Annotated in this window: 17 protein-coding genes; 10 read left to right on the forward strand and 7 right to left on the reverse strand. The window is 71.1% G+C overall.

Annotated features, from left to right (window positions below):
• The first annotated feature begins 124 nt into the window (after positions 1–124).
• From ACH65_RS04195 to ACH65_RS04210, 4 genes are all read left to right on the forward strand, one after another.
• Positions 125–1,252 carry an efflux RND transporter periplasmic adaptor subunit gene (locus ACH65_RS04195; protein WP_049621329.1) on the forward strand — a complete coding sequence of 376 codons (1,128 nt, stop codon included), beginning with the start codon at positions 125–127 and terminating at the stop codon, positions 1,250–1,252.
• Positions 1,249–4,437: an efflux RND transporter permease subunit gene (locus ACH65_RS04200; RefSeq protein ID WP_049621330.1), complete on the forward strand. Its 3,189-nt coding sequence runs from the start codon at positions 1,249–1,251 to the stop codon at positions 4,435–4,437. The genes ACH65_RS04195 and ACH65_RS04200 overlap by 4 nt, the downstream gene beginning before the upstream one ends.
• Positions 4,434–5,915, forward strand: a complete 1,482-nt coding sequence (locus ACH65_RS04205) for an efflux transporter outer membrane subunit (protein ID WP_049621331.1) — start codon at positions 4,434–4,436, stop codon at positions 5,913–5,915. The genes ACH65_RS04200 and ACH65_RS04205 overlap by 4 nt, the downstream gene beginning before the upstream one ends.
• Positions 5,916–6,088: 173 nt before the next feature.
• A complete protein-coding gene (locus tag ACH65_RS04210) occupies positions 6,089–6,619 on the forward strand; it encodes a hypothetical protein (protein WP_049621332.1) in 531 nt (176 codons plus the stop codon).
• A gap of 26 nt (positions 6,620–6,645) precedes the next feature.
• Here the strand turns inward: ACH65_RS04210 and ACH65_RS04215 are convergent, their stop codons facing one another.
• From ACH65_RS04215 to ACH65_RS04245, 7 genes are all read right to left on the reverse strand, one after another.
• On the reverse strand, positions 6,646–7,179 hold the full coding sequence (locus ACH65_RS04215) for a gamma carbonic anhydrase family protein (protein ID WP_049621333.1): 534 nt from the start codon (positions 7,177–7,179) through the stop codon (positions 6,646–6,648).
• Positions 7,180–7,211: 32 nt separating this feature from the next.
• Complete coding sequence (locus tag ACH65_RS04220; protein WP_049621334.1) at positions 7,212–7,580, reverse strand: DUF488 domain-containing protein; 369 nt, start codon at positions 7,578–7,580, stop codon at positions 7,212–7,214.
• 69 nt (positions 7,581–7,649) lie between these two features.
• Positions 7,650–8,366 carry a glycosyltransferase family 2 protein gene (locus ACH65_RS04225; RefSeq protein ID WP_049621335.1) on the reverse strand — a complete coding sequence of 239 codons (717 nt, stop codon included), beginning with the start codon at positions 8,364–8,366 and terminating at the stop codon, positions 7,650–7,652.
• 175 nt (positions 8,367–8,541) lie between these two features.
• Positions 8,542–9,411: a ParB/RepB/Spo0J family partition protein gene (locus tag ACH65_RS04230; RefSeq protein WP_202594141.1), complete on the reverse strand. Its 870-nt coding sequence runs from the start codon at positions 9,409–9,411 to the stop codon at positions 8,542–8,544.
• Between the two features lie 2 nt (positions 9,412–9,413).
• Positions 9,414–10,277, reverse strand: a complete 864-nt coding sequence (locus ACH65_RS04235) for a ParA family protein (protein WP_049621336.1) — start codon at positions 10,275–10,277, stop codon at positions 9,414–9,416.
• 35 nt (positions 10,278–10,312) lie between these two features.
• On the reverse strand, positions 10,313–10,960 hold the full coding sequence (gene rsmG / locus ACH65_RS04240) for a 16S rRNA (guanine(527)-N(7))-methyltransferase RsmG (protein ID WP_049621337.1): 648 nt from the start codon (positions 10,958–10,960) through the stop codon (positions 10,313–10,315).
• A 149-nt stretch (positions 10,961–11,109) separates the two neighbouring features.
• Entirely contained in the window at positions 11,110–11,568 is a 459-nt protein-coding gene (locus tag ACH65_RS04245; RefSeq protein WP_049621338.1) for an SPFH domain-containing protein, read from the reverse strand.
• A 273-nt stretch (positions 11,569–11,841) separates the two neighbouring features.
• Here ACH65_RS04245 and ACH65_RS04250 point away from each other — a divergent pair, with 273 nt between their 5' ends.
• From ACH65_RS04250 to ACH65_RS04275, 6 genes are all read left to right on the forward strand, one after another.
• A complete protein-coding gene (locus ACH65_RS04250; protein WP_049621339.1) occupies positions 11,842–12,861 on the forward strand; it encodes a LacI family DNA-binding transcriptional regulator in 1,020 nt (339 codons plus the stop codon).
• A gap of 124 nt (positions 12,862–12,985) precedes the next feature.
• Positions 12,986–15,814: a TonB-dependent receptor gene (locus ACH65_RS04255; protein ID WP_049621340.1), complete on the forward strand. Its 2,829-nt coding sequence runs from the start codon at positions 12,986–12,988 to the stop codon at positions 15,812–15,814.
• 121 nt (positions 15,815–15,935) lie between these two features.
• On the forward strand, positions 15,936–17,375 hold the full coding sequence (locus ACH65_RS04260) for a glucoamylase family protein (protein WP_049621383.1): 1,440 nt from the start codon (positions 15,936–15,938) through the stop codon (positions 17,373–17,375).
• Positions 17,372–18,664 (forward strand): sugar ABC transporter substrate-binding protein, encoded by a 1,293-nt coding sequence (locus ACH65_RS04265; protein WP_049621341.1) that lies wholly within the window; start codon positions 17,372–17,374, stop codon positions 18,662–18,664. The genes ACH65_RS04260 and ACH65_RS04265 overlap by 4 nt, the downstream gene beginning before the upstream one ends.
• Positions 18,661–19,539 carry a carbohydrate ABC transporter permease gene (locus tag ACH65_RS04270; RefSeq protein WP_049621342.1) on the forward strand — a complete coding sequence of 293 codons (879 nt, stop codon included), beginning with the start codon at positions 18,661–18,663 and terminating at the stop codon, positions 19,537–19,539. The genes ACH65_RS04265 and ACH65_RS04270 overlap by 4 nt, the downstream gene beginning before the upstream one ends.
• Positions 19,536–20,357, forward strand: a complete 822-nt coding sequence (locus ACH65_RS04275) for a carbohydrate ABC transporter permease (protein ID WP_049621343.1) — start codon at positions 19,536–19,538, stop codon at positions 20,355–20,357. Before ACH65_RS04270 ends, ACH65_RS04275 begins: the two co-directional genes overlap by 4 nt.
• The last annotated feature ends 15 nt before the right edge of the window (positions 20,358–20,372 follow it).

The raw sequence follows: 20,372 nt of genomic DNA on the forward strand, positions 1-20,372 counted from the left end.
ACCATCTGGATTCCATGTTGAACTCAAATACAAGTATGTATTAGTGTCCAAAGGTGCGTATCCGTATGCGGCTCGGACAGGGCCGCCGCCTGGTCCATCGACGCCGCCGCGTCAGGAGAAGCCCGTGACCCATCGCGATTCCCCGCCGAAGCGCCGCCGATACGCCAGCCTGCTCGGCACGGCGGCGGCTCTTGTGCTGCTGTCTGGCTGCGGCAAGCAGGCGCAGGAGGCCGAGGCGGCCCGGCCCGTCATCGCCCTGCCCGTGCCGGCGGCCGACGGCACCCCGACGCTGCGGTTTCCCGGCGAGGTGCATGCGCGCTACGAAATGCCGCTGTCGTTCCGGGTGCCCGGGCAGCTGCTCTCGCGCAACGCGCGGCTGGGCGACACGGTGAAGCGGGGCCAGGTGCTGGCCCGGCTGGACGGTGCCGATGCGGACAAGAACGAAGCCTCGGCCCGCGCCGCGCTGGAGGCCGCCGCGCACCGCCTGAGCTTTGCCACCCAGCAACGCGACCGCGACGAGGCGCAGGCCAGGGCGAACCTGATCAGCCAGCTGCAGCTCGAGCAGACCCGCGACGCCTACGCCGCCGCGCTGGCCGCGCGCGACCAGGCCCGCCAGCAGCTCGACCTGGCGCAGAACCAGCGCCGCTACACCGCGCTGGTGGCCGACCGCGACGGCGCCATCACCCGCGAGCAGGCCGAGGTGGGCCAGGTGCTGGCGGCCGGGCAGGCGGTGTTCGGCTTCGCCTGGTCGGGCGAGCGCGACGTCTTCGTCGACGTGCCGGAGGACCGCCTCGCCGACCTCGCGGTGGGCCAGCCGGCCAGCGTGAGCCTGCTGGCCGTGCCGGGACGGCGCTTCGCCGCCCGGGTGCGCGAGATCGCGCCCGCCGCCGATCCGCAGGCACGCACTTACCGCGTCAAGCTCGGGCTGGACGACCCCGGCCCGCCGGTGCGCTTGGGCATGACGGCCGAGGTCGCCCTGTCCGGCCCGGCGGTGGCGGGCAAGGCGGTGCGCCTTCCCGCCACGGCGCTGTTCCACCAGGGCGAGCGCCCGGCGGTGTGGGTGGTGCGCCAGCCCGAGTCCACGCTGGAACTGCGCCCGGTGTCGGTGCTGCGCTACGGCGAGCGCGACGTGCTGGTCGGCGGCGGCCTGGCCGCGGGCGAGCGCGTGGTGATGCAGGGCGTGCACGCCGTCACGGCGGGCGAGAAGGTCGCGCCGATGGCGCCGCCGCATCCCGAGGATGCGCCGCTGTGAGCGCCGGCGCCCCGGACGACGGCGCGGAGCGCTTCAACCTCTCGGCGTGGACGCTGCGGCACCAGCCGCTGGTGTTCTTCGCGATGGTGATGGTGGCGCTGTTCGGCCTGCTGTCCTACAGCCGGCTGTCGCAGTCGGAGGACCCGCCCTTCACCTTCAAGGTGATGGTGATCCAGACCTACTGGCCCGGCGCCGACGCCCGGCAGATGCAGGAGGAGGTGACCGACCGCATTGCCCGCAAGCTGCAGGAGACGCCGTCGATCGACTTCCTACGCAGCTATTCGCGCCCGGGCGAGTCGCTGGTCTTCTTCAACATCAAGGACTCGGCGCCGGCCTCCAGCGTGCCGGACACCTGGTACCAGGTACGCAAGAAGGTGGGCGACATCCGCGCCCAGCTGCCGCCGGGGGTGCAGGGGCCGTTCTTCAACGACGAGTTCGGCGACGTCTACACGAACCTCTACGCGCTGGAAGGCGACGGCTTCACGCCCGCGCAGCTGCACGACTACGCCGACCTGTTGCGCGCCGAGCTGCTGCGCGTGCCGGGCGTGGGCAAGGTGGACTACTTCGGCGACCAGAACCAGCGCATCTTCGTCGAGGTGCCGAACGCGCGCCTGGCCAAGCTCGGCATCAGCCCGCAGCAGATCGCGCAGGCCATCAACCAACAGAACGCGGTGGCCGCGGCCGGGGTGATGACCACCGCGGACGATCGCATCTTCGTGCGTCCCAGCGGGCAGTTCGACGATGTCGGGGTGCTGGCGGACACCCTGCTGCGCGTCAACGGCCAGACCTTCCGGCTCGGCGACATCGCCACCGTCCGGCGCGGCTACGACGACCCGCCCAGCCAGACGATGCGCTTCATGGCGCAACCGGTGCTGGGCATCGGCGTCACCATGCAGCCGGGCGGGGACGTGATACGGCTCGGCAAGGCCCTCGACCAGGCCGTGGTGGCCTTGCAGAAACGCCTGCCGGCCGGGCTCAAGCTGGCGGAAGTGACCAGCATGCCGCACGCGGTCGCGCATTCGGTGGACGACTTCCTCGAATCGGTGGCCGAGGCCGTGGGCATCGTGCTGCTGGTCAGCCTGCTCAGCCTGGGCTTTCGCACCGGCATGGTGGTGGTGATCTCGATCCCCTTCGTGCTGGCGGCGACGGCACTGGGCATGGAGCTGTTGGGCATCGGCCTGCACAAGGTGTCGCTGGGCACCCTGGTGCTGGCGCTGGGGCTGCTGGTGGACGACGCCATCATCGCGGTGGAGATGATGGCGGTGAAGCTCGAGCAGGGCTGGAGCCGGATGCGCGCGGCGGCGTTCGCCTACACCAGCACGGCGTTTCCGATGCTCACCGGCACGCTGGTCACGGTCTCGGGCTTCCTGCCGATCGCGCTGGCCAAGTCGGGCACCGGCGAATACACCCGCTCGATCTTCGAGGTATCGGCGATCGCGCTGCTGGTGTCGTGGCTCGCCGCGGTGATCGTGATCCCGCTGCTGGGCTATCACCTGCTGCCGGAGCACCACGCGCGCGCCAGGCCGGGCGAGGCCTGGTGGGCGCGCTGGCTGCCGCGGCGCTGGCGCGAGGCGCGCCGGGCGCAGGCGCCCGCGCGGCGCCACGCCAATGGCGACATCGACATCTACGGAACGGCGTTCTACCGGCGCTTCCGCGGCTGGGTGGATGCCTGCCTCAGGCACCGCGTGTGGGTGCTGGCCGGCACCGTGGTGCTGTTCGTGGTGGCGCTGGCCGGTTTCGGCCTGGTGCCCAAGCAGTTCTTCCCCAGTTCGGACCGGCCGGAGCTGCTGGTGGACCTGCGCCTGCCGGAAGGCGCTTCGTACGAGGCCACGCTGCGTCAGGTGAAGCGCTTCGAGGCCGTGCTCAAGGACCGCCCGGAGGTCGCCAACTACGTCAGCTTCGTGGGCAGCGGCGCGCCGCGCTTCTACCTGCCGCTGGACCAGCAGCTGGCGCAGCCCAACTTCGCCCAGTTCATCGTCACCGCCAAGGACGTGGCACAGCGCGAGCGGCTGGCGCATGCGCTGGACGCGTTGCTGCCGCGCGATTTCAGCGCCGTGCGCAGCCGCGTGAGCCGGCTGGAGAACGGGCCGCCGGTGGGCTTCCCGGTGCAGTTCCGCGTCAGCGGCGACGACATCGCCACCGTGCGCGGCATCGCCGAGCAGATGGCGGCGGTGATGCGCGCCGACCCGCGCACCCGCAACGTGCAGTTCGACTGGGACGAGCCGGCCGAGCGCTCGGTGCGCTTCGAGATCGACCAGGTCAAGGCGCGCGCGCTCGGCATCAGCTCGCAGGACGTGGCCGACTTCCTCGCCATGTCGCTCTCGGGCACCACGGTCACCCAGTACCGCGAGCGCGACAAGCTGATCGCGGTGGACCTGCGCGCGCCCAAGGGCGACCGCGTGCATCCGGACCAGATCGAGCGCCTGGCGCTGCCCACCCCGGGCGGCGCCGCCATCCCGCTGGCCCAGCTCGGGCACGTGCGCTACGGGCTCGAATACGGCGTGATCTGGGAACGCGACCGCCAGCCCTCCATCAACGTGCAGGCCGACACGCGCAACGGCGCGCAGGGGCTCGACGTCACCAACGCCATCGACACCGAGTTGAACGCGCTGCGCAGCCGCCTGCCGGTGGGCTACCGCATCGAGGTCGGCGGCTCGGTGGAGCAGAACGCCAAGGCGCAGGGCTCGATCAACGCGCAGATGCCGCTGATGGTGATCGCGGTGCTGACCCTGCTGATGATCCAGCTGCAGAGCGTCGGGCGCACCTTCATGGTGGTGCTGACCGCGCCGCTGGGGATGATCGGCGTGATCGTGTCGCTGCTGCTGTTCCGGCAGCCGTTCGGCTTCGTGGCCACGCTGGGCACCATCGCCATGTTTGGCATCATCATGCGCAACTCGGTGATCCTGGTGGACCAGATCGAGCAGGACATCGCGGCCGGCCACGCGCGCTGGGAGGCCATCGTGGGCGCCACCGTGCGGCGCTTCCGGCCGATCACCCTGACCGCGGCGGCGGCCGTGCTGGCGCTGATCCCGCTCCTGCGCAGCAACTTCTTCGGCCCGATGGCCACGGCCCTGATGGGCGGCATCACGGTGGCCACGGTGCTGACCCTGTTCTACCTGCCGGCGCTCTATGCCGCCTGGTTCCGCGTGCGCGCCGACGAGCGGCCGCAGGAGGTCGCGCCATGACCCGCATCGCTTCGTTCCGTTCGGCGCCGCTGGGCCTGGCCGCGGCGCTGGCCGGCTGCGCCCTCGCCCCGCCGGCGAAGCCGCCGGCCCCGCCTTCGCCGGTGCACTACGCCGCCGCGTCCACGCCGGCGGCGAGCGCCGAGGCGGACGGCGTCGCCCAGCGCTTCCGCCTCGGCGCGCGGGCGGTGCCGGCGTGGTGGCGGCTGTACCGGTCGGACACGCTCGACGGCTGGGTGGAGGAAGGGCTGCGCCATAACCCCTCGCTGGAGGCGTCCCGCCACACGCTGGAGGCCGTGCAGCAGCAGCTGCGCGCCCAGGTCGGCGAGAGCCTGTTCCCGTCCGTGGACGCCGGCGGGCAGGTCAGCCGGCAGCGGGCGCTGGGCCTGCCGAACCTGGGGCGGCCAACCAATATCTACAACGTGTACGCCGGGCAGCTGGAGCTTGGCTACGACTTCGACCTCTTCGGCGCCAACCGCTATGCGGTGAGGCAGGCGGCGGCGCAGGTGGACGCGCAGTCCTACCAGCTGGACGCCGCGCGGCGCACGCTGGCCGCCAACATCGTCATCGCCGCGGTGAATGCCTCGGCGTTGGCCGAGCAGCTCGCGGCCAACGAGCGGCTGGCGGCGCTGGCGCGCGAGCAGGCGGCGTTGACCGCCAGCGCCTATCGCCTCGGCGCCGCGGCCCACGAGGACGAACTGGCGGCGCAGCAGAACGCGGCCGCGATCGAGGCCGCGCTGCCCTCGCTGCGCAGCCGCGCCCTGCGCGCCCGGCACGCGCTCGCCGTGCTGCTGGGGCGCACGCCGGACCAGGCTCCGGCGCCGCTGCCGCTCGCGGCGCTGACGCTGCCCGCGGAGGTGCCGGTAACGGTGCCGTCCGAACTGCTGCAGCAGCGCCCCGACGTGCTGGCGGCGGAAGCGGCGGTGCATGCGGCCTCGGCGCGGGTGGGCGTGGCGACGGCCAACCTGTTCCCGCGCCTGTCGCTGTCCGCCTCGCTGGGCTCGGCCGCGTTCGACCGCGCCGCGCTGTTCACCGGCGCGGGCACGGTGTGGAGCGCGGCGGCCTCGCTCACGCAGCCGATCTTCCATGGCGGCGCCCTGCTGGCGCAGCGCAAGGCGGCCATCGCCGATTACCAGGCGACCCTGGCGCAGTACCAGCAGACAGTGCTCAACGCCTTCCAGGACGTGGCCGATACGCTGACCGCGCTGGACCAGGACGCGCTGGCCCTGCAGGCCGCGCAGGCGGGTGCGGCGGCGGCCGGGCAGTCGTTCGCCGACACCGGCGCCCGCTACCGGCTCGGCGCGGCGGCCTACCCGATGACGGTGGCGAGCGAGCAGCGCTGGCAGAACGCGCGGCTGACGCAGATCCAGGCCACGGCGGCGCGGCTGGTCGATACGGCGGCGCTGTTCCAGGCCATGGGCAGCCCGCAGGGCGATGGCGTGGCCCGGCGCCATGACGAAGCGGCGGCGGGACGGGAATAGCGTCGGTCCCGGCGGCGCGGCTGCGATGCGGCGCCGGCCGGGCTGCGATGGCCGGAAGGCGTGCCGCAGCCGGCGGCCTTCACCGGCCTGACATACGCGGCCGCTACGCTGCGCGCCGCTGCCGGGCGAATCGCCGCGGCAGCGCCCACTACCCACGCGCAGTTTCGTTCGCCATGTCCCCTGCTTTGATCGTCGCCTCGACCCGGCGCCGTTTCGTTCTCGCCGCCGCCCTGCTGGCGGTGGCCGTGCTGGCCGCCGCCGGTGCCTATCGTCTGCTGGGCGCGGGGCATGGCGGGGACCTGCCGCCCGCGTCAGCCAAGGCGGCGGATGGCAGCGGCGTCGCCATCCTGCTCGGGCTCGCCCGCGAGGCGGTGGCCGAGCACCGGCTGATTGCCCCGGCCGGCGCCAATGCGTTCGAGTTCTGCCTGAGCGTGCTCGAACTCGATCCGGGCAACGCGCAGGCGCAGGACACCTTGCGCCAGGCCTTTCCCGTGGCCTCGGCCGAGGTGGAGCGGCGCATCAACGCGCTGCAGCTGGACGAGGCGCAGCGCGAGCTCTACCTGCTGCGCGACTACGACGGCACCAACTTCACCCTCGCCCTGCTCGGCGGCAAGCTCGACGCGCAGCGCCAGCTGCTGGTGCGCCAGGACGAGGCGCGCGCCGAGCGGATGCAGGCGCGCGCGGCCGCCGCCTCGCCGCTGTAGCCGGCGCGCCCGGCGTCGCCGAAGCGTCAGCCCTCGGCGAGATAGCCGTCCTTGATGTGCACGTAGTGGTCGGCCGAGTAGTGCAGCTGCTCCACCTGTGCGTCGCTCAACAGGCGCACGCACTTGGCCGGGTTGCCCAGCCATAGCTCGCGCTCGCCCACCACCTTGCCCGGCGGCACCACGCTGCCGGCGCCGACGAAGCCGTGGCGCCGGACCACCGCGCCGTCGAGCACGGTGGCATGCATGCCGATCAGGCAGTAGTCCTCCACCGTGCAGGCGTGCACTACCGCGCCGTGGCCCACGGTGACGCCCTCGCCGATCAGGCAGGGGAAGCCCGGTCCATAAGGGCCGGCGTGGGCCACGTGCAGCACGGCGCCGTCCTGGATGTTGCTGCGGGCGCCGATGCGGATGTGGTTGACGTCCCCGCGCAGCACGGCGCCGGGCCAGATGGACACGTCGTCGCCGAGCACGACGTCGCCGACCACGGTGGCGGCGGGATCGACGTAGACACGCTCGCCGAGGCGGGGGGCGATGCCCCGGTAGGTGCGGAGGGCTGGCATGGGTGGATTCTAGCGGCGGGCGGCGGCCGGGGTCAGCGCGGTCCGTGCGCTTCCAGGTAGGCCGCGAGGTAGGCCTTCAGCGCGACGGCGTTGTTGTGTTCCTCGTCGCGGGCGCCGTAGAGCAGGGTCACGCGGTGGCGCGTGGCCTTGGCGAGCAGCGGCCGCCAGTGCTCGGCGGCCTGGTCCAGCTCGCCCGCGTAGCGGTGGCGGAAGCCGTCCCAGCGCGCGGGATCGTGGCCGAACCACTGGCGCAGCGCGCGCGAGGGCGCCAGCTCCTTGGCCCACTGGTCGATCGCCGCGGTTTCCTTCTTCAGGCCGCGCGGCCAGAGTCGGTCGACCAGCACGCGGTAGCCGTCCTCGGGCGACGCCGGCTCGTAGGCACGCTTGATTTCCAGCCCCATCGTGGTCTCCCCGCCAACGGGAAGGCGCCATCCTACGCGCGCGGGCGTGTGGCGCGCGTGTTGGCGGGGCTAGACCTCTTCGGTGCGGGTCACCTTGCCGCGGCGCATCAGCCAGGCCACGCCGCGCAGGTCGGCCAGGCCTACCCACAGGCGGTCGAGCATGCCGTATTTGGAGCTGCCGGCGGTGCGCGGGCGATGGTTCACCGACACGCTCTGGCTGCGGAAGCCCGCGCGCTTGACCAGCGCCGGCAGGTAGCGGTGCATGTGGTCGAAGTACGGCAGGCGCAGGAAGGTCTCGCGCTCGAACAGCTTGAGGCCGCAGCCGGTGTCGGGGGTGTCGTCCTGGAGCATGCGCGAACGCACCGCGTTGGCGACCTTGGAGGAGATGCGCTTGTTGAAGCTGTCGCGGCGGGTGGTGCGCCAGCCGGCGAACAGCTTCACCGCGGCCTCGGCGCTTTCGCGCGCGGCGAGCAGCTTGGGGATGTCGGCCGGGTCGTTCTGGCCATCGCCGTCGAGGGTGGCGATCCACGGCGAGCTGGCCGCCCGCACGCCGTTCCACACGGCGGTGCTCTGTCCGCTGCGGGTGAGGTGGCGCACGATGCGCAGTTCCGGGTAGCGCGCCTTCTCGGCGCTCAGCACGGCCACGCTGTCGTCGCTGGACTGGTCGTCGACATAGACGATCTCGAACTCGATGCGCCCGCGCAGCGCGGCGGCGATTTCGGCGAGCAGCGGGGGGATATTGTCGCGCTCGTTGAAGACGGGCACGACGACGGAGAGCTGGGGCATGGAGCCGATTCTTGAAGGAACGATGGGCGGCGATTATCGCCGATACGGGCGCACCGCGCAGGGGCCTAGGCAGGAGGAGCGCGCCCGACGCACGGCCGCGCTGTCACGGCGCGGCCACGGCGTAGGCAGGTCGCGCGCCGGGCGCGCCCCGACCAGGGGGCGCGAGGACCGGCGCTTACCGCAGCTTGCCGAGGATCCCTTCCAGCTCGTCGTTGCTGTGGTAGTGGATCACCAGCTTGCCGCGGCCGCCGCGGCCGTGGGCCAGCTCGACGCGGGCGGCGAAGCGCTCGCCCAGCTCGCGCTCCAGCGCATCGATGTTGGGGTCGCGCGCGGGCGCGCTCTTGGCCTTGCCCTTGGGCTCGGTCTGCGCGCGGCGGGCGGCCTCCTCCAGCTCGCGCACGCTCCAGCCGTGGCGGGCCGCCTCCAGCGCGAGGCGCTCGGCGTCGCGCTCGGGCAGGGTCAGCAGGCAGCGGGCGTGGCCCATCTCCAGCTGGCCGTCGTCGAGCAGGCGCTTGATCGCGTCGGACATCTCGGTCAGGCGCAGCATGTTCGACACCGACGCGCGCGAGCGGCCCACCGCGTCGGCGGCCTGCTGGTGGGTGAGGTCGAAATCGTCGATCAGGCGTTTGAGCGCGTCGGCTTCTTCCAGCGGGGTGAGGTCCTGGCGCTGGATGTTCTCGATCAGCGCCATCGCCGGCACGGCGACCTCGGGCACGTCCTTCACCAGCGCCGGCACCTCGGCCAGCTGGGCGCGCTGGGCGGCGCGCCAGCGGCGTTCGCCGGCGATCAGCTCGTAGCTGTGCTTGCCGATGGCGCGCACCACCACCGGCTGGATCAGGCCCTGCGCCCTGATCGAGGCGGCCAACTCGTCCAGCGCCTCGTCGTTCCAGTGGCGGCGCGGCTGGTACTTGCCGGGCTGGATCTGCTGGATCGGCAGCGTGCGCAGCTCCCCCTCCTGCTCCAGCACCGACGGCGCGGCCTCGTCGTTGCCGCTGAGCAGCACGTCGAGCCCGCGTCCCAGTCCCCGTTTCTTCGCCGCTGCCATGCTTACTCCTGGTGCGGACGCGCGTTGGCGTCCAGTAGTGCCACGACGCCGTCGTCGGGCGTCTCGCGCGCCGGGGCGGCGACCGCGCCGTTCGCGCCGTTCGTGCCGCGTTCGCGGCGGATGATCTCGCCAGCCAGGCCGATGTAGGCGATCGCGCCGCGCGAGCTCCTGTCGTAGAGATGGATCGGCTGGCCGTGGCTGGGCGCCTCGGCCAGGCGCACGTTGCGCGGGATGATCGAGCGCAGCACCTTGTCGCCGAAATGCTGGGTGAGCTGCGCGGAGACCTCGTTGCCGAGGTTGTTGCGCACGTCGTACATGGTGCGCAGCAGGCCTTCCACCTCGAGCCTGGGGTTCAGCCGCTGGCGCACCGCCTTCACCGTGTCGAGCAGGCTGGAAAGGCCCTCCAGCGCGAAGTACTCGCACTGCACCGGGATCAGCAGGCCGTCCGCCGCGGCCAGCGCGTTGAGCGTGAGCAGGTGCAGCGAGGGCGGGCAGTCGATCAGGATGGTGTCGTAGCGGTCGGCGACCTTGGCCAGCTGCTCCTTGAGCCGGCTCTCGCGGGCCATCGCGTCCATCAGCTTGATCTCGGCGGCGGTGAGGTCGCCGTTGCCGGGCAGGAGGTCGTAGTGCGCCTCGGTGGCGACGATGGCCTGCTCGATCGGCGCCTCGTCCAGCAGCACTTCGCAGCCGTTCGGCTTGGCCTCGCGCTTGTCCACGCCCGAGGCCATGGTGGCGTTGCCCTGCGGGTCGAGATCGACCAGCAGCACGCGCCGTTTTGCCGCGGCGAGCGAGGCGGCGAGGTTGACGGCGGTCGTGGTCTTGCCGACGCCGCCCTTCTGGTTGGCGACAGCGATGATGCGGGCCATGGATGGTCGTGGATGAACGCGGAAGGGCGCCTAGATTAGCATCGGGCCCCGTCGCCTGCCCGGCCGAGCACCACCAGGTGCCGCTCCGCCCCCAGCCCGGGCACGGCCAGCGCGTGGAGGCCGCGCACGGCGAAATCCGCCGGCAGGTGCTGCAATTCGTCCTCCGGCCGCTTGCCCTTCATCGCCAGCCAGCGGCCGCCCGGGGCCAGCAGGTGGCCGCCCCAGGCCAGCATGTCGGCGAGGCTGGCGAAGGCGCGGGCGGTGATGCAGTCGAAGCGGCCCTCCACCTCTTCCACCCGCGACTGCACCGCGCGCACGCCTTCGAGCTTGAGCGTGCGGATCGCCTCGCGCAGGAAGCGCACCTTCTTGCCGTTGGAATCCACCAAGAGGATCTGCCGCCCCGGCGCGGCGATCGCCAGCGGGATGCCGGGCAGCCCGGGGCCGGTGCCGAGGTCGGCCAGCGTCTCGCCCTCGACGTAGGGCAGGATCGCCAGCGAATCGAGCAGGTGCAGGGTGACCATCTCGGCGGGGTCGCGGATGGCGGTGAGGTTGTAGGCGCTGTTCCAGCGCTCCAGCAGGGCGAGGTAGTCCAGCAGCCGCGGCAGCGCCTCGTCCGGCAGCGCCAGGCCGAGCGTGGCGAGGCCCTGTTCCAGCTTGGCCTCGAGGGCGGAGCGCGCGGTCATCGGGGGAATCCTCGGAAAACGGAAGCCGTCCAGTATCCCGGCTGGCCGCCCGCGGTGCCAGCCGGGGCAAAAAAAGACCCGCCTCGCGGCGGGCCGGAAAGCGTTTTCCCCTCGGCGCCGGCGCTCTGGGGCGCCTGGCGCGGTCGGCGTCAGGCGAACTCGAGGTCCACCCGGGTCACCATCATCCCGCGCTCGCGCAGCACGCCGTTCAGGCGCTGCTTGAGGCGGCGGCCGAGGTCGCGGCGGTCGTCGCGGGCGGCGGCGGGCTCCGCCTCGATCGCGTCCAGCGCGCCGCGGCGGATCAGCTGCTCGATCTGGTCCAGCACCGCGTCGGCGCGCTCCGGTTCCAGCACCTGCCAATACACCGTGCCGCGCACGTCGTGGGCATCGGGGAGGGCTTCCTGGAAGCGCAGCACCTGGCCGGCGAGGTCGATGCGGTGGCCGATGCGGTCGACCAGCGGCAGCACCGCATGCACGCCCGGCTGCAGCAGCCGGCGCAACCTGCCGTGGCGGTAGAGGCTGTGGACCTGCCCCGCCGGCACGCGGCGAAAGGCGCCCGCCAGCACGGCGGCCAGACAGAGGACGAGCAGCAAGGTCAGCGGCAACATGGGAACGGACAGGGCAGTTGTAAGGATTTTGTTGGTACACCAGCGGCGCCAGCCTACAATCGACGGATCCGCCGAGGATTAACCCTGATTTAACGCTATTCAACGGCACGCCGCCATCGGCCATTGGTCTAGTCCGCCTGGGCGGGGCGATCCGCCCGGGATCGGCGTGGGAGGCTGGCCGGAACCGTCGCCCGCGATGTTTCGCTGCAGCTTTACAAAGCGCGGAGAAAACGTTTACGTTCCGCCGCACTTCGGACCCGACGGGCGAGCAGCATGGTGACGATCAAGGACGTGGCGCGCGAAGCCGGCGTATCGGTGGCCTCCGTGTCGCGGGCGCTGAACGGCCACGGCGGGGTCACCGCCCAGACCCAGGCGCGCATCCGCGAGGTCGCTACCCGGCTGCGCTACGTGCCGCACGTCGCCGCGCGCAGCCTGATCACCCGCCGCACCCACACCGTCGGCACCCTGCTGCCGGACCTGCACGGCGAGTTCTTCTCCGAGCTGATCCGCGGCATCGACCTCGCCGCCCGCGCCCGCGGCCAGCACCTGCTGGTGTCCAGCTCGCACGACGACACCGCCGAGGTGGCCGCCGTGCTGCAGGCCATGCAGGGCCGCGTCGACGGCCTGCTGGTGATGCTGCCGCAGGTGGACACCGCCTTCCTGCAGCAGAACCTGCCGATCGGCCTGCCGGTGGTGCTGATGAACACCGCCCACGACACGCCCGAGCACGCCTCGCTGGAAGTGGACAACTACGGCGGCGCCAGCCGGATGATGCAGCACCTGCTGGACATCGGCCGCCGCCGCATCGCCTTCGTGCAGGGCCCGGCCGGCAACCGCGACGTGGCCGAGCGCGAGCGCGCCTACCGCGACGCGCTGGTCCGCCGCCTGCCCGGCGCCGAGCCGATCGTGCTGCCGGGCGACTTCAGCGAGGCCTCCGGCTACGCCGCCGGCGAGCGCCTGCGCCGCCTCGACCCGCTGCCCGACGCCGTGTTCGCCGCCAACGACATGATGGCGATCGGCTGCATGGCGGCGCTGCGCGAGGCCGGCCTGCGCATCCCCGAGGACGTCGCCCTGGCCGGCTTCGACGACGTGCAGATGACCCGCTACGTCACGCCGGCGCTGACCACGGTGCGGGTGCACATCGCCCAGCTGGGCAGCGACGCGCTGGCCCTGCTGGACGCGCAAGTGGACGGCCAGCTGGCGCCCGCCGAGCGGCATCGGCAGATCCCCACCGAACTGGTGGTGCGCGCCTCCACCCGCGGCACCGACCACGCCGGCGCCGACCGGCGCTGAGCCGGAGCATTCCGCCGGACGCGCCGGGAGCGGCCGTCCGTTCCAACCGCAGCGATACGTGATGGATCGCTTGCACCACAACCGGTAACACGCAGCTGATCACTTCGAGGGGAGGTGTCGGGTCATGGCCCACAAACTATCCAGACAGATCGCCATCGCGCTGGCGGCCGGCCTGCTGGCCGGCGGCGGTGCGTTGCTGCCGGGCGCCGCCACGGCGCAGACCATCGTGGCCACCGTGCGCGGCCACATCAACGCGCCGCAGGGCCAGCTGCCCACCGAGGTGGTGGCCACCAACGTCGCCACCGGCTTCACCAACCGCGCGGCGGTGCGTCCCGACGGCAACTACACGATGATCGGGCTGACCCCGGGCAACTGGCGCATCGAGGCCCGCGGCAACGGCGTCAGCGCCGAGCGCACGGTGACGGTGCAGGTGGGCCAGTCGCTCAACCTCAACCTGGATGTCGCGCCCGCCGCGACGCCGGCCGCCGCCACCACGCTCCAGGGCGTGACCGTGAACGCGGCAGCGCTGGTGGAGATGCGCACCTCCGAGGTGGCCGCCAACATCAGCCAGGCGCAGATCAACACGCTGCCGCAGAACGAGCGCAACTTCCTCGACTTCGCCAAGCTGGTGCCGGGTGTGGTGGTCAACCGCGACCCCAACTTCAAGACCTTCTCGGCGGGTGGTCAATCGGCCGAGAATGTAAACGTTTTCATCGACGGTGCCAGCCTCAAGAACAACGTGCTCAAGGGCGGCATCGCGGGCCAGGATTCCACCCGCGGCAACCCCTTCTCGCAGGAGGCGGTGCAGGAATTCCGCGTGATGACGCAGAACTACAAGGCCGAGTACGAGCAGGCCGGCACCGCGATCATCAGCGCGATCACCAAGTCCGGCACCAACGAGTTCCACGGCTCGGTCTACGACTATTTCCAGAACAAGTCGATGATCGCGCAGAACTCGTTCGACAAGAAAAACCATGTCGAGAAACCCGACTACCGCCGCGAGCAGCGCGGCTTCAGCCTGGGCGGCCCGATCCTCAAGGACACGTTGCAGTTCTTCGTGAACTACGAAGAGCGCAAGGACGTGGGCAATAACTCGGTGAGCATCACCGACCCGCGCTTCTCGCAATACAGCGGCACCTTCTCCGCGCCGTTCCACGAGCGGGCCTTCTTCGGCAAGCTCAGCTGGCAGCCGAACCAGGACAACAACGTCGACCTGAGCCTCACCACCCGGCGCGACAACGAGGTGATCGGCTTTGGCGGCACCACGGCCTACACCGCGCGCAGCAACCGCAAGAACCGCGTCGACGACCTGCTGCTGAAGTGGCAGGCGCGCGGCGACGGCTGGACCAACGACCTGCTGCTCGACGCCGGCACTGCCAAGTGGAACCCCAGCGCGGCCGAGCCAAACCTGGTGCAGCAGGTGTACGAGAACAACGTGGCCATCATCGGTGGCGGCAACAACCTGCAGAACAAGGGCCAGGACCAGCGCACGGTGCGCGACGACGTCACCCTCACCGGCCTCGACTGGCATGGCGAGCACACGGTGAAGTTCGGCGTGAAGTACGCCGCCTACGGCATCACGGTGGAGCAGAACAACAACGCGGTGCCCTCGTTCGTCTACCAGGAAGGGCCGAGCTATCCGGGCGGCTTCGACATTCCCTACCGCGCGGTGTACTCGCCGTTCGGCGCCAACGCCAACCTGCACACCAACCAGCTGGGCCTCTACGGGCAGGACGACTGGGACGTGACCCAGCGCCTGCAGCTCAACCTCGGCCTGCGCTGGGACTACGAGACCAACGCGCTCAACAAGGACTACGTGACGCCGCAGATCCAGTACCCGACGCTGCAATACCTCGGCCTGCAGAACTACATCAGCACCGGCCACCAGCGCGACGGCTACAAGGGGGCGATCCAGCCGCGCCTGGGCTTCTCGCTGGACGTGAGTAAGGACGGCGATCAGAGCACCACGATCTTCGGCGGCGCCGGCCGCTACTTCGACCGCACGCCGTTCGACTGGATCAGCCAGGAGGCGCTGCATGCAGCGGTGCCGAACTACAGCTTCCGCTTCAGCCCGGCTGACGCCAACGGCAACCCAACCTTGCCCAACACCATCGCCTGGAACCCGAGTTACCTGTCCAAGGCCGGCCTGGATGCGCTGCTGGCCAGCGGCCAGGCCGGGCTCGGCACCGAGATCGACGTGGTCAACAACCACACACGGCCGCCGCACACCGACCAGTTCAGCCTGGGCGTGCGCCAGGTGCTGGGCGACTGGACCGGCTCGCTGACCCTTGCCCGCGTGCTCGGCTACGACCAGTTCACCTGGGTGTGGAACCGCGAGGTGGTCCCGGGCTTCGTCACCGCCCTGCCGCCGGGCAGCCCGTACAACGTGGTGCTGCACAACGCGTACAAGAAGACCCAGTCGAGCAGCGTGCTGGTCAGCCTCGACAAGCCCTACACCAGGGACTCCGGCTGGGGCCTGGGCCTGGCCTACACCTACCAGCGGGCCCGCCAGCAAGGCAACGACAACTACTCGCTCGATTACGTCAGCCCGGCCGGCTACCCCGCCGGCAACGTGGGCGAGAAGCATCACCTGGTGGTCAACGGCATCGTGAAGGGCCCGTGGGACACCCGCCTCACCGGCATCTTCACCTACGGCTCGGGCCTGCCGTACGACGTGTTCAAGTTCACCGGCACCTGCGACTACAACTGCGGCTTCTACCACAACGGCAAGTACGGCCAGAAGTACGTGAACCTGGACCTGTCGGTGGCCAAGGACTTCCGTTGGGGCGAGAGCCAGGCACTGGAGCTGCGCTTGGACGTGATGAACGTGTTCAACCGCGACGTCGACAACGCCTACGACGGCAACTTCTACAGCTCGACCTTTGGCAAGGCGACCGGCGCGGATCCGAACCAGAGCCGCCGCTTCCAGATCGGCGCACGCTACTCGTTCTGAGGCGATCCACCAGGAGCCGTCCGCCGGTGGATCGGCGGACGGCCAGCCGTCTATACAGCTTTTCTGCGGAGGAGCGTGCCGGACGATGACCGAATGCTTGAGACCGCAAGGCGGCACGATGATGAAGACCCCGGCAACACCCCGCTGGCTCGCTCCGCTGCTGGGCGCGCTGCTGGCCCTGGCCCAGCCCGCCCTCGCGCGGCCCGCCGCCGGGCCCCGGGCTCCCCCGCTGATCGAAGACCTCGAACGGCGCACCTTCGATTGGTTCTGGGACAGCGCCAACCCTGCCAACGGGCTGGTGCCCGACCACTACCCGTTCAGGGACAGCTTCGCCAGCATCGCCGCGGTGGGTTTCGGCCTCACCGCCTACGGCATCGGCGTGGAGCGTGGCTACGTCACGCGCGAGCAGGCGGCGGCGCGCACGCTGGCCGCGCTGCGCTTCTTCCGCGACGCGCCGCAGAACGACACGGAAGACGACGCCACTGGCTTCCACGGCTTCTACTACCACTTTCTCGACATGCAGCACGGCAAGCGCGAGGCGCGCTGGGTAGAGCTTTCCAGCGTGGACACGGCGCTGCTGATGGGCGGCGTGCTGTTCGCGCAGTCCTACTACGACCGCGACACCGCCGAGGAGCGCGAGATCCGCGCCCTGGCCGACCGCCTCTACCGCGCGGTGGAGTGGCCGTGGATGCAGGCGCGCCCGCCGCGGCTCAGCATGGGCTGGACGCCGGGCGGGCGATTCATCCCACACGACTGGGAGGGCTACAACGAGGGCATGCTGATCTACGTGCTCGCGCTCGGCTCGCCCACCTACCCGATCGGCGCCGAGGCGTGGGATGCCTGGACGTCCACCTACGGTCGCCAGTGGGGCGAGTTCCACGGCCAGACCCTGCTCAATTTCGCGCCGCTGTTCGGCCACCAATACAGCCATGCGTGGATCGACTTCCGCGGCATCCGCGACGCCTGGAACCGCGACAAGGGCCTGGACTACTTCGAGAACAGCCGCCGCGCCACCTACGCCCAGCGCGCCTACGCCATCGCCAACCCCGGCGGCTGGACCGGCTACGGCGAGAACGTGTGGGGCCTCACCGCCTGCAACGGGCCGGGTGGCTTCGTGGTGGAGAGCGGCGGGCGCGAGCGCGCCTTCCGGGGCTACACCGCGCGCGGCGCGGGGCGCGACTACGTGTCCGACGACGGCACCCTCGCGCCCACCGCGGCCGGCGGCTCGATCGCCTTCGCGCCGGAGATCGTGCTCCCCGCGCTGGCGGAGATGAAGCGCCGCTACGGCGCGCACATCTACGATCGCTACGGCTTCGTCGACGCCTTCAACCCGAGCTTCCACACCCGCATCGAGCTTCGCACCGGCAAGCTGGTGCCGGCGCTGGGCTGGGTCGACACCGAGCAGTTGGGCATTGACCAGGGGCCGATCCTGCTGATGATCGAGAACTGGCGCAGCGGCTTGGTGTGGAAAGTGATGAAGAAGAACCCGTACATCCGCCGCGGCCTGGAGCGCGCGGGCTTCGAGGGCGGCTGGCTCGGCGAGGCGGCGGCGGCCCGATGAGCGGGGCACACGGCATCGCGGCACGCTGGCGGGCCGCATTGCTGGCCGGCGGCCTCGCCCTGCTCGGTGGCTGCGCCAGGGAAGACGAGACGCAAGTGCTCAGCTTCTGGGCCATCGGCCGCGAAGGCGAGGCGGTGGCGAAGCTGCTGCCCGACTTCGAGCGCGAGCACCCGGGCCTGCGCGTGAGGCTGCAGCAGCTGCCGCTCACCGCCGCCCACCAGAAGCTGCTCACCGCCTTCGCCGGCGGCTCCACGCCCGACGTGAGCCAGCTCGGCAACACCTGGATCCCGGAACTGGTGGCGCTGGATGCGCTGGAACCCTTGCAGGCGCGCGTGGACGCCTCGCCCGAAGTGCGCGAGGCGGACTACTTCCCCGCCATCTGGGCCACCAACCGGCTCGGCGGCACGCTGTACGGCGTGCCGTGGTACGTGGACACGCGCCTGCTCTTCTACCGCGCCGACCTGCTGCGCGCCGCCGGCTTCGCCGCGCCGCCGCGCGACTGGGCGCAATGGCGCGCCATGCTGGCCGCGCTCAGCCATCCCGAGCGGCATGTGTTCGGCGCGCTGCTGCCCACCAACGAATACGAGCAGCTGCTCTCGCTGGCGCTGGAGCAGGACGAGCCGCTGCTGCGCGAAGGCGACCGCTACGGCAATTTCCGCAGCGCCGGCTTCAGGCGCGCCCTCGCCTTCTACGTGGACACCTTCCGCCTGCGCCAGGCGCCGCCGATCACCAACGTGGAGGCCGGCAACCCGTGGGTCGAGTTCGGCCGCGGCGTGTACGCCTTCTACGTCTCCGGGCCGTGGAACATCGGCGAGTTCCGCCAGCGCCTGCCGGCGGCGGAGCAGGACCGCTGGAGCACCGCGCCGCTGCCCGGGCCGCAGGGCCCCGGCGCGGGGATGGCCGGCGGCTCCAGCCTGGTGGTCTTCCGCGCCTCGCGGCACAAGCGGGCCGCTTGGCAGCTGATCGAGTTCCTCTCGCGCCCGGCCATGCAGCAGCGCCTCTACGCCCTGCTCGGCGACATGCCGGCGCGCCGCAGTGTCTGGAACAGCGCCGCGCTGCGGGGCGATGCGAAGGTGCAGGCCTTCCGCGCCCAGCTCGAGCGCGTGAAGCCCACGCCGGCGGTGCCCGAGTGGGAGCGCATCGCCACCGAGATGCAGCTGGTCGCCGCCGAGGCGGTGGCCGGCCGGCTCGACGTCGACCAGGCCGCGGCCGAGATCGACCGCCGCGCCGACGCCATCCTCGCCAAGCGCCGCTGGGTGCTCGACCACGTGGGGAGCCGGGCGCCATGAACACACAGCGCGTCGCCTGGCTGTTCCTCGCCCCGGCCCTGCTGGTGCTGGGCCTGTTCTTCCTGCTGCCGGTGGCGGCCGCGTTCGTGCTCAGCCTCACCGACTACGACCTCTACGCGCTGGCCGACCTGCGCCACCTGCGCTTCGTGGCGCTGGGCAACTACTGGGAGCTGCTGCACCGGCCGCTGTTCTGGTCGGCACTGGGGCACACCTTCTACTTCGTGATCGTGGGCGTGCCGCTGTCGCTCGCCGCCTCGCTCGGCGCCGCGCTGCTGCTCAACTCGCCGCTGGCGCGCATGCAGGCCTTCTTCCGCACCGCGCTGTTCGCGCCGGTGGTGACCACGGTAGTGGCGGTGGCGGTGATCTGGCGCTACCTGTTCAACACCAAGTACGGGCTGGTCAACTACGCGCTGCAGGCGCTCGGTCTGCACCCGGTGGACTGGCTGGGCGACCCGCACTGGGCGATGCCCACCATCATCCTGTTCGCGGTGTGGAAGAACTTCGGCTACAACATGATCATCCTGCTCGCCGGCCTGCAGGCCATCCCGCCGGACCTCTACGAGGCCGCGCGCATCGACGGCGCCTCGCTGGCGCGCCAGTTCTGGCACATCACCCTGCCGATGCTGCGGCCCACGCTGACCATGGTGGGCATCCTCACCGTGGCCGGCTACTTCCAGCTGTTCGCCGAGCCCTACGTGATCACCGAGGGCGGCCCGCTGCAGAGCACGGTGAGCGCGCTGTTCCTGATGTACGAGGAAGGCTTCAAGTGGTGGAACCTGGGCGCCGCCTCGGCGGTGGCCTTCCTGCTGTTCGTGGTGATGTTCGCGGTGACCGGCGTGCTGCTGCGGCTGGCGCGGCGCGGGGGCGAGGCATGAGCCCGCGGCTGGCCAAGGCCCTGGTCAACGGCCTGCTGCTCGGCGGCGCGGCGGTGGCGTTGTTCCCGCTGCTGTGGATGCTGTCGGTGTCGTTCATGGCGCCCGGCACGGCCAGCGCGCTGCCGCCGCCGCTGCTGCCCGGGCAGGCCACGCTGGAGAACTACCGCACGCTGTTCGTGCGCGTCGGCATGGGGCGCTACCTCGCCAACAGCCTGCTGGTGTCCAGTGCGATCACCTTGCTCGCGCTGGCCTGCAACATGATGGCCGGCTACGCCTTCGCCAAGCTGCGCTTCGGCGGCCGCGAGCGGCTGTTCCAGGCATTGGTCGGCGCGCTGGTGATCCCGGCGCAGGTGGCGATGCTGCCCCTGTTCCTGCTGCTCAAGTACATCGGCCTGGTGAACAGTTTCGCCGGCGTGATCGTACCGGCGATGGCGACCATCTTCGGCGTCTACCTCGTGCGCCAGTACGCGCGCGGCATCCCCGACGAGCTGCTGGAGGCGGCGCGCATCGACGGTGCGGGCGAGTGGCGCATCTTCGCCGGCATCGTGCTGCCGCTGCTGAAACCCATCATGGTGACGCTGGCGATCTTCACCTTCCTCGCCGCGTGGAACGACTTCATGTGGCCGCTGATCGTGCTGACCGGGCAGGAGCACTACACGCTGCCGATCGGCCTGGCTTCGCTGGCGCGCGAGCACGCGCAGGACACCGAGCTGATGATGGCGGGTTCCGTGGTGACGGTGCTGCCGGTGCTGGGGCTGTTCCTCGCCATGCAGCGCTATTACCTGCAAGGGCTGCTGCTCGGCAGCGTGAAGGGCTAGCGGTGGCCGGCCGGC

The organism is Frateuria defendens (genome assembly GCF_001182895.1).
Classification (GTDB): domain Bacteria; phylum Pseudomonadota; class Gammaproteobacteria; order Xanthomonadales; family Rhodanobacteraceae; genus Frateuria_B; species Frateuria_B defendens.

What these genes read in the sequence shown, in the direction of transcription:
- ACH65_RS04215 (WP_049621333.1), bottom strand. Translation starts at nt 7,179, where the DNA reads ATGCCAGCCCTCCGCACCTACCGGGGCATCGCCCCCCGCCTCGGCGAG.
- ACH65_RS04250 (WP_049621339.1), top strand. Translation starts at nt 11,842, where the DNA reads ATGGTGACGATCAAGGACGTGGCGCGCGAAGCCGGCGTATCGGTGGCC.
- ACH65_RS04220 (WP_049621334.1), bottom strand. Translation starts at nt 7,580, where the DNA reads ATGGGGCTGGAAATCAAGCGTGCCTACGAGCCGGCGTCGCCCGAGGAC.
- ACH65_RS04235 (WP_049621336.1), bottom strand. Translation starts at nt 10,277, where the DNA reads ATGGCCCGCATCATCGCTGTCGCCAACCAGAAGGGCGGCGTCGGCAAG.
- rsmG (WP_049621337.1), bottom strand. Translation starts at nt 10,960, where the DNA reads ATGACCGCGCGCTCCGCCCTCGAGGCCAAGCTGGAACAGGGCCTCGCC.
- ACH65_RS04255 (WP_049621340.1), top strand. Translation starts at nt 12,986, where the DNA reads ATGGCCCACAAACTATCCAGACAGATCGCCATCGCGCTGGCGGCCGGC.
- ACH65_RS04225 (WP_049621335.1), bottom strand. Translation starts at nt 8,366, where the DNA reads ATGCCCCAGCTCTCCGTCGTCGTGCCCGTCTTCAACGAGCGCGACAAT.
- ACH65_RS04205 (WP_049621331.1), top strand. Translation starts at nt 4,434, where the DNA reads ATGACCCGCATCGCTTCGTTCCGTTCGGCGCCGCTGGGCCTGGCCGCG.
- ACH65_RS04275 (WP_049621343.1), top strand. Translation starts at nt 19,536, where the DNA reads ATGAGCCCGCGGCTGGCCAAGGCCCTGGTCAACGGCCTGCTGCTCGGC.
- ACH65_RS04265 (WP_049621341.1), top strand. Translation starts at nt 17,372, where the DNA reads ATGAGCGGGGCACACGGCATCGCGGCACGCTGGCGGGCCGCATTGCTG.
- ACH65_RS04210 (WP_049621332.1), top strand. Translation starts at nt 6,089, where the DNA reads ATGTCCCCTGCTTTGATCGTCGCCTCGACCCGGCGCCGTTTCGTTCTC.
- ACH65_RS04230 (WP_202594141.1), bottom strand. Translation starts at nt 9,411, where the DNA reads ATGGCAGCGGCGAAGAAACGGGGACTGGGACGCGGGCTCGACGTGCTG.
- ACH65_RS04260 (WP_049621383.1), top strand. Translation starts at nt 15,936, where the DNA reads ATGAAGACCCCGGCAACACCCCGCTGGCTCGCTCCGCTGCTGGGCGCG.
- ACH65_RS04245 (WP_049621338.1), bottom strand. Translation starts at nt 11,568, where the DNA reads ATGTTGCCGCTGACCTTGCTGCTCGTCCTCTGTCTGGCCGCCGTGCTG.
- ACH65_RS04270 (WP_049621342.1), top strand. Translation starts at nt 18,661, where the DNA reads ATGAACACACAGCGCGTCGCCTGGCTGTTCCTCGCCCCGGCCCTGCTG.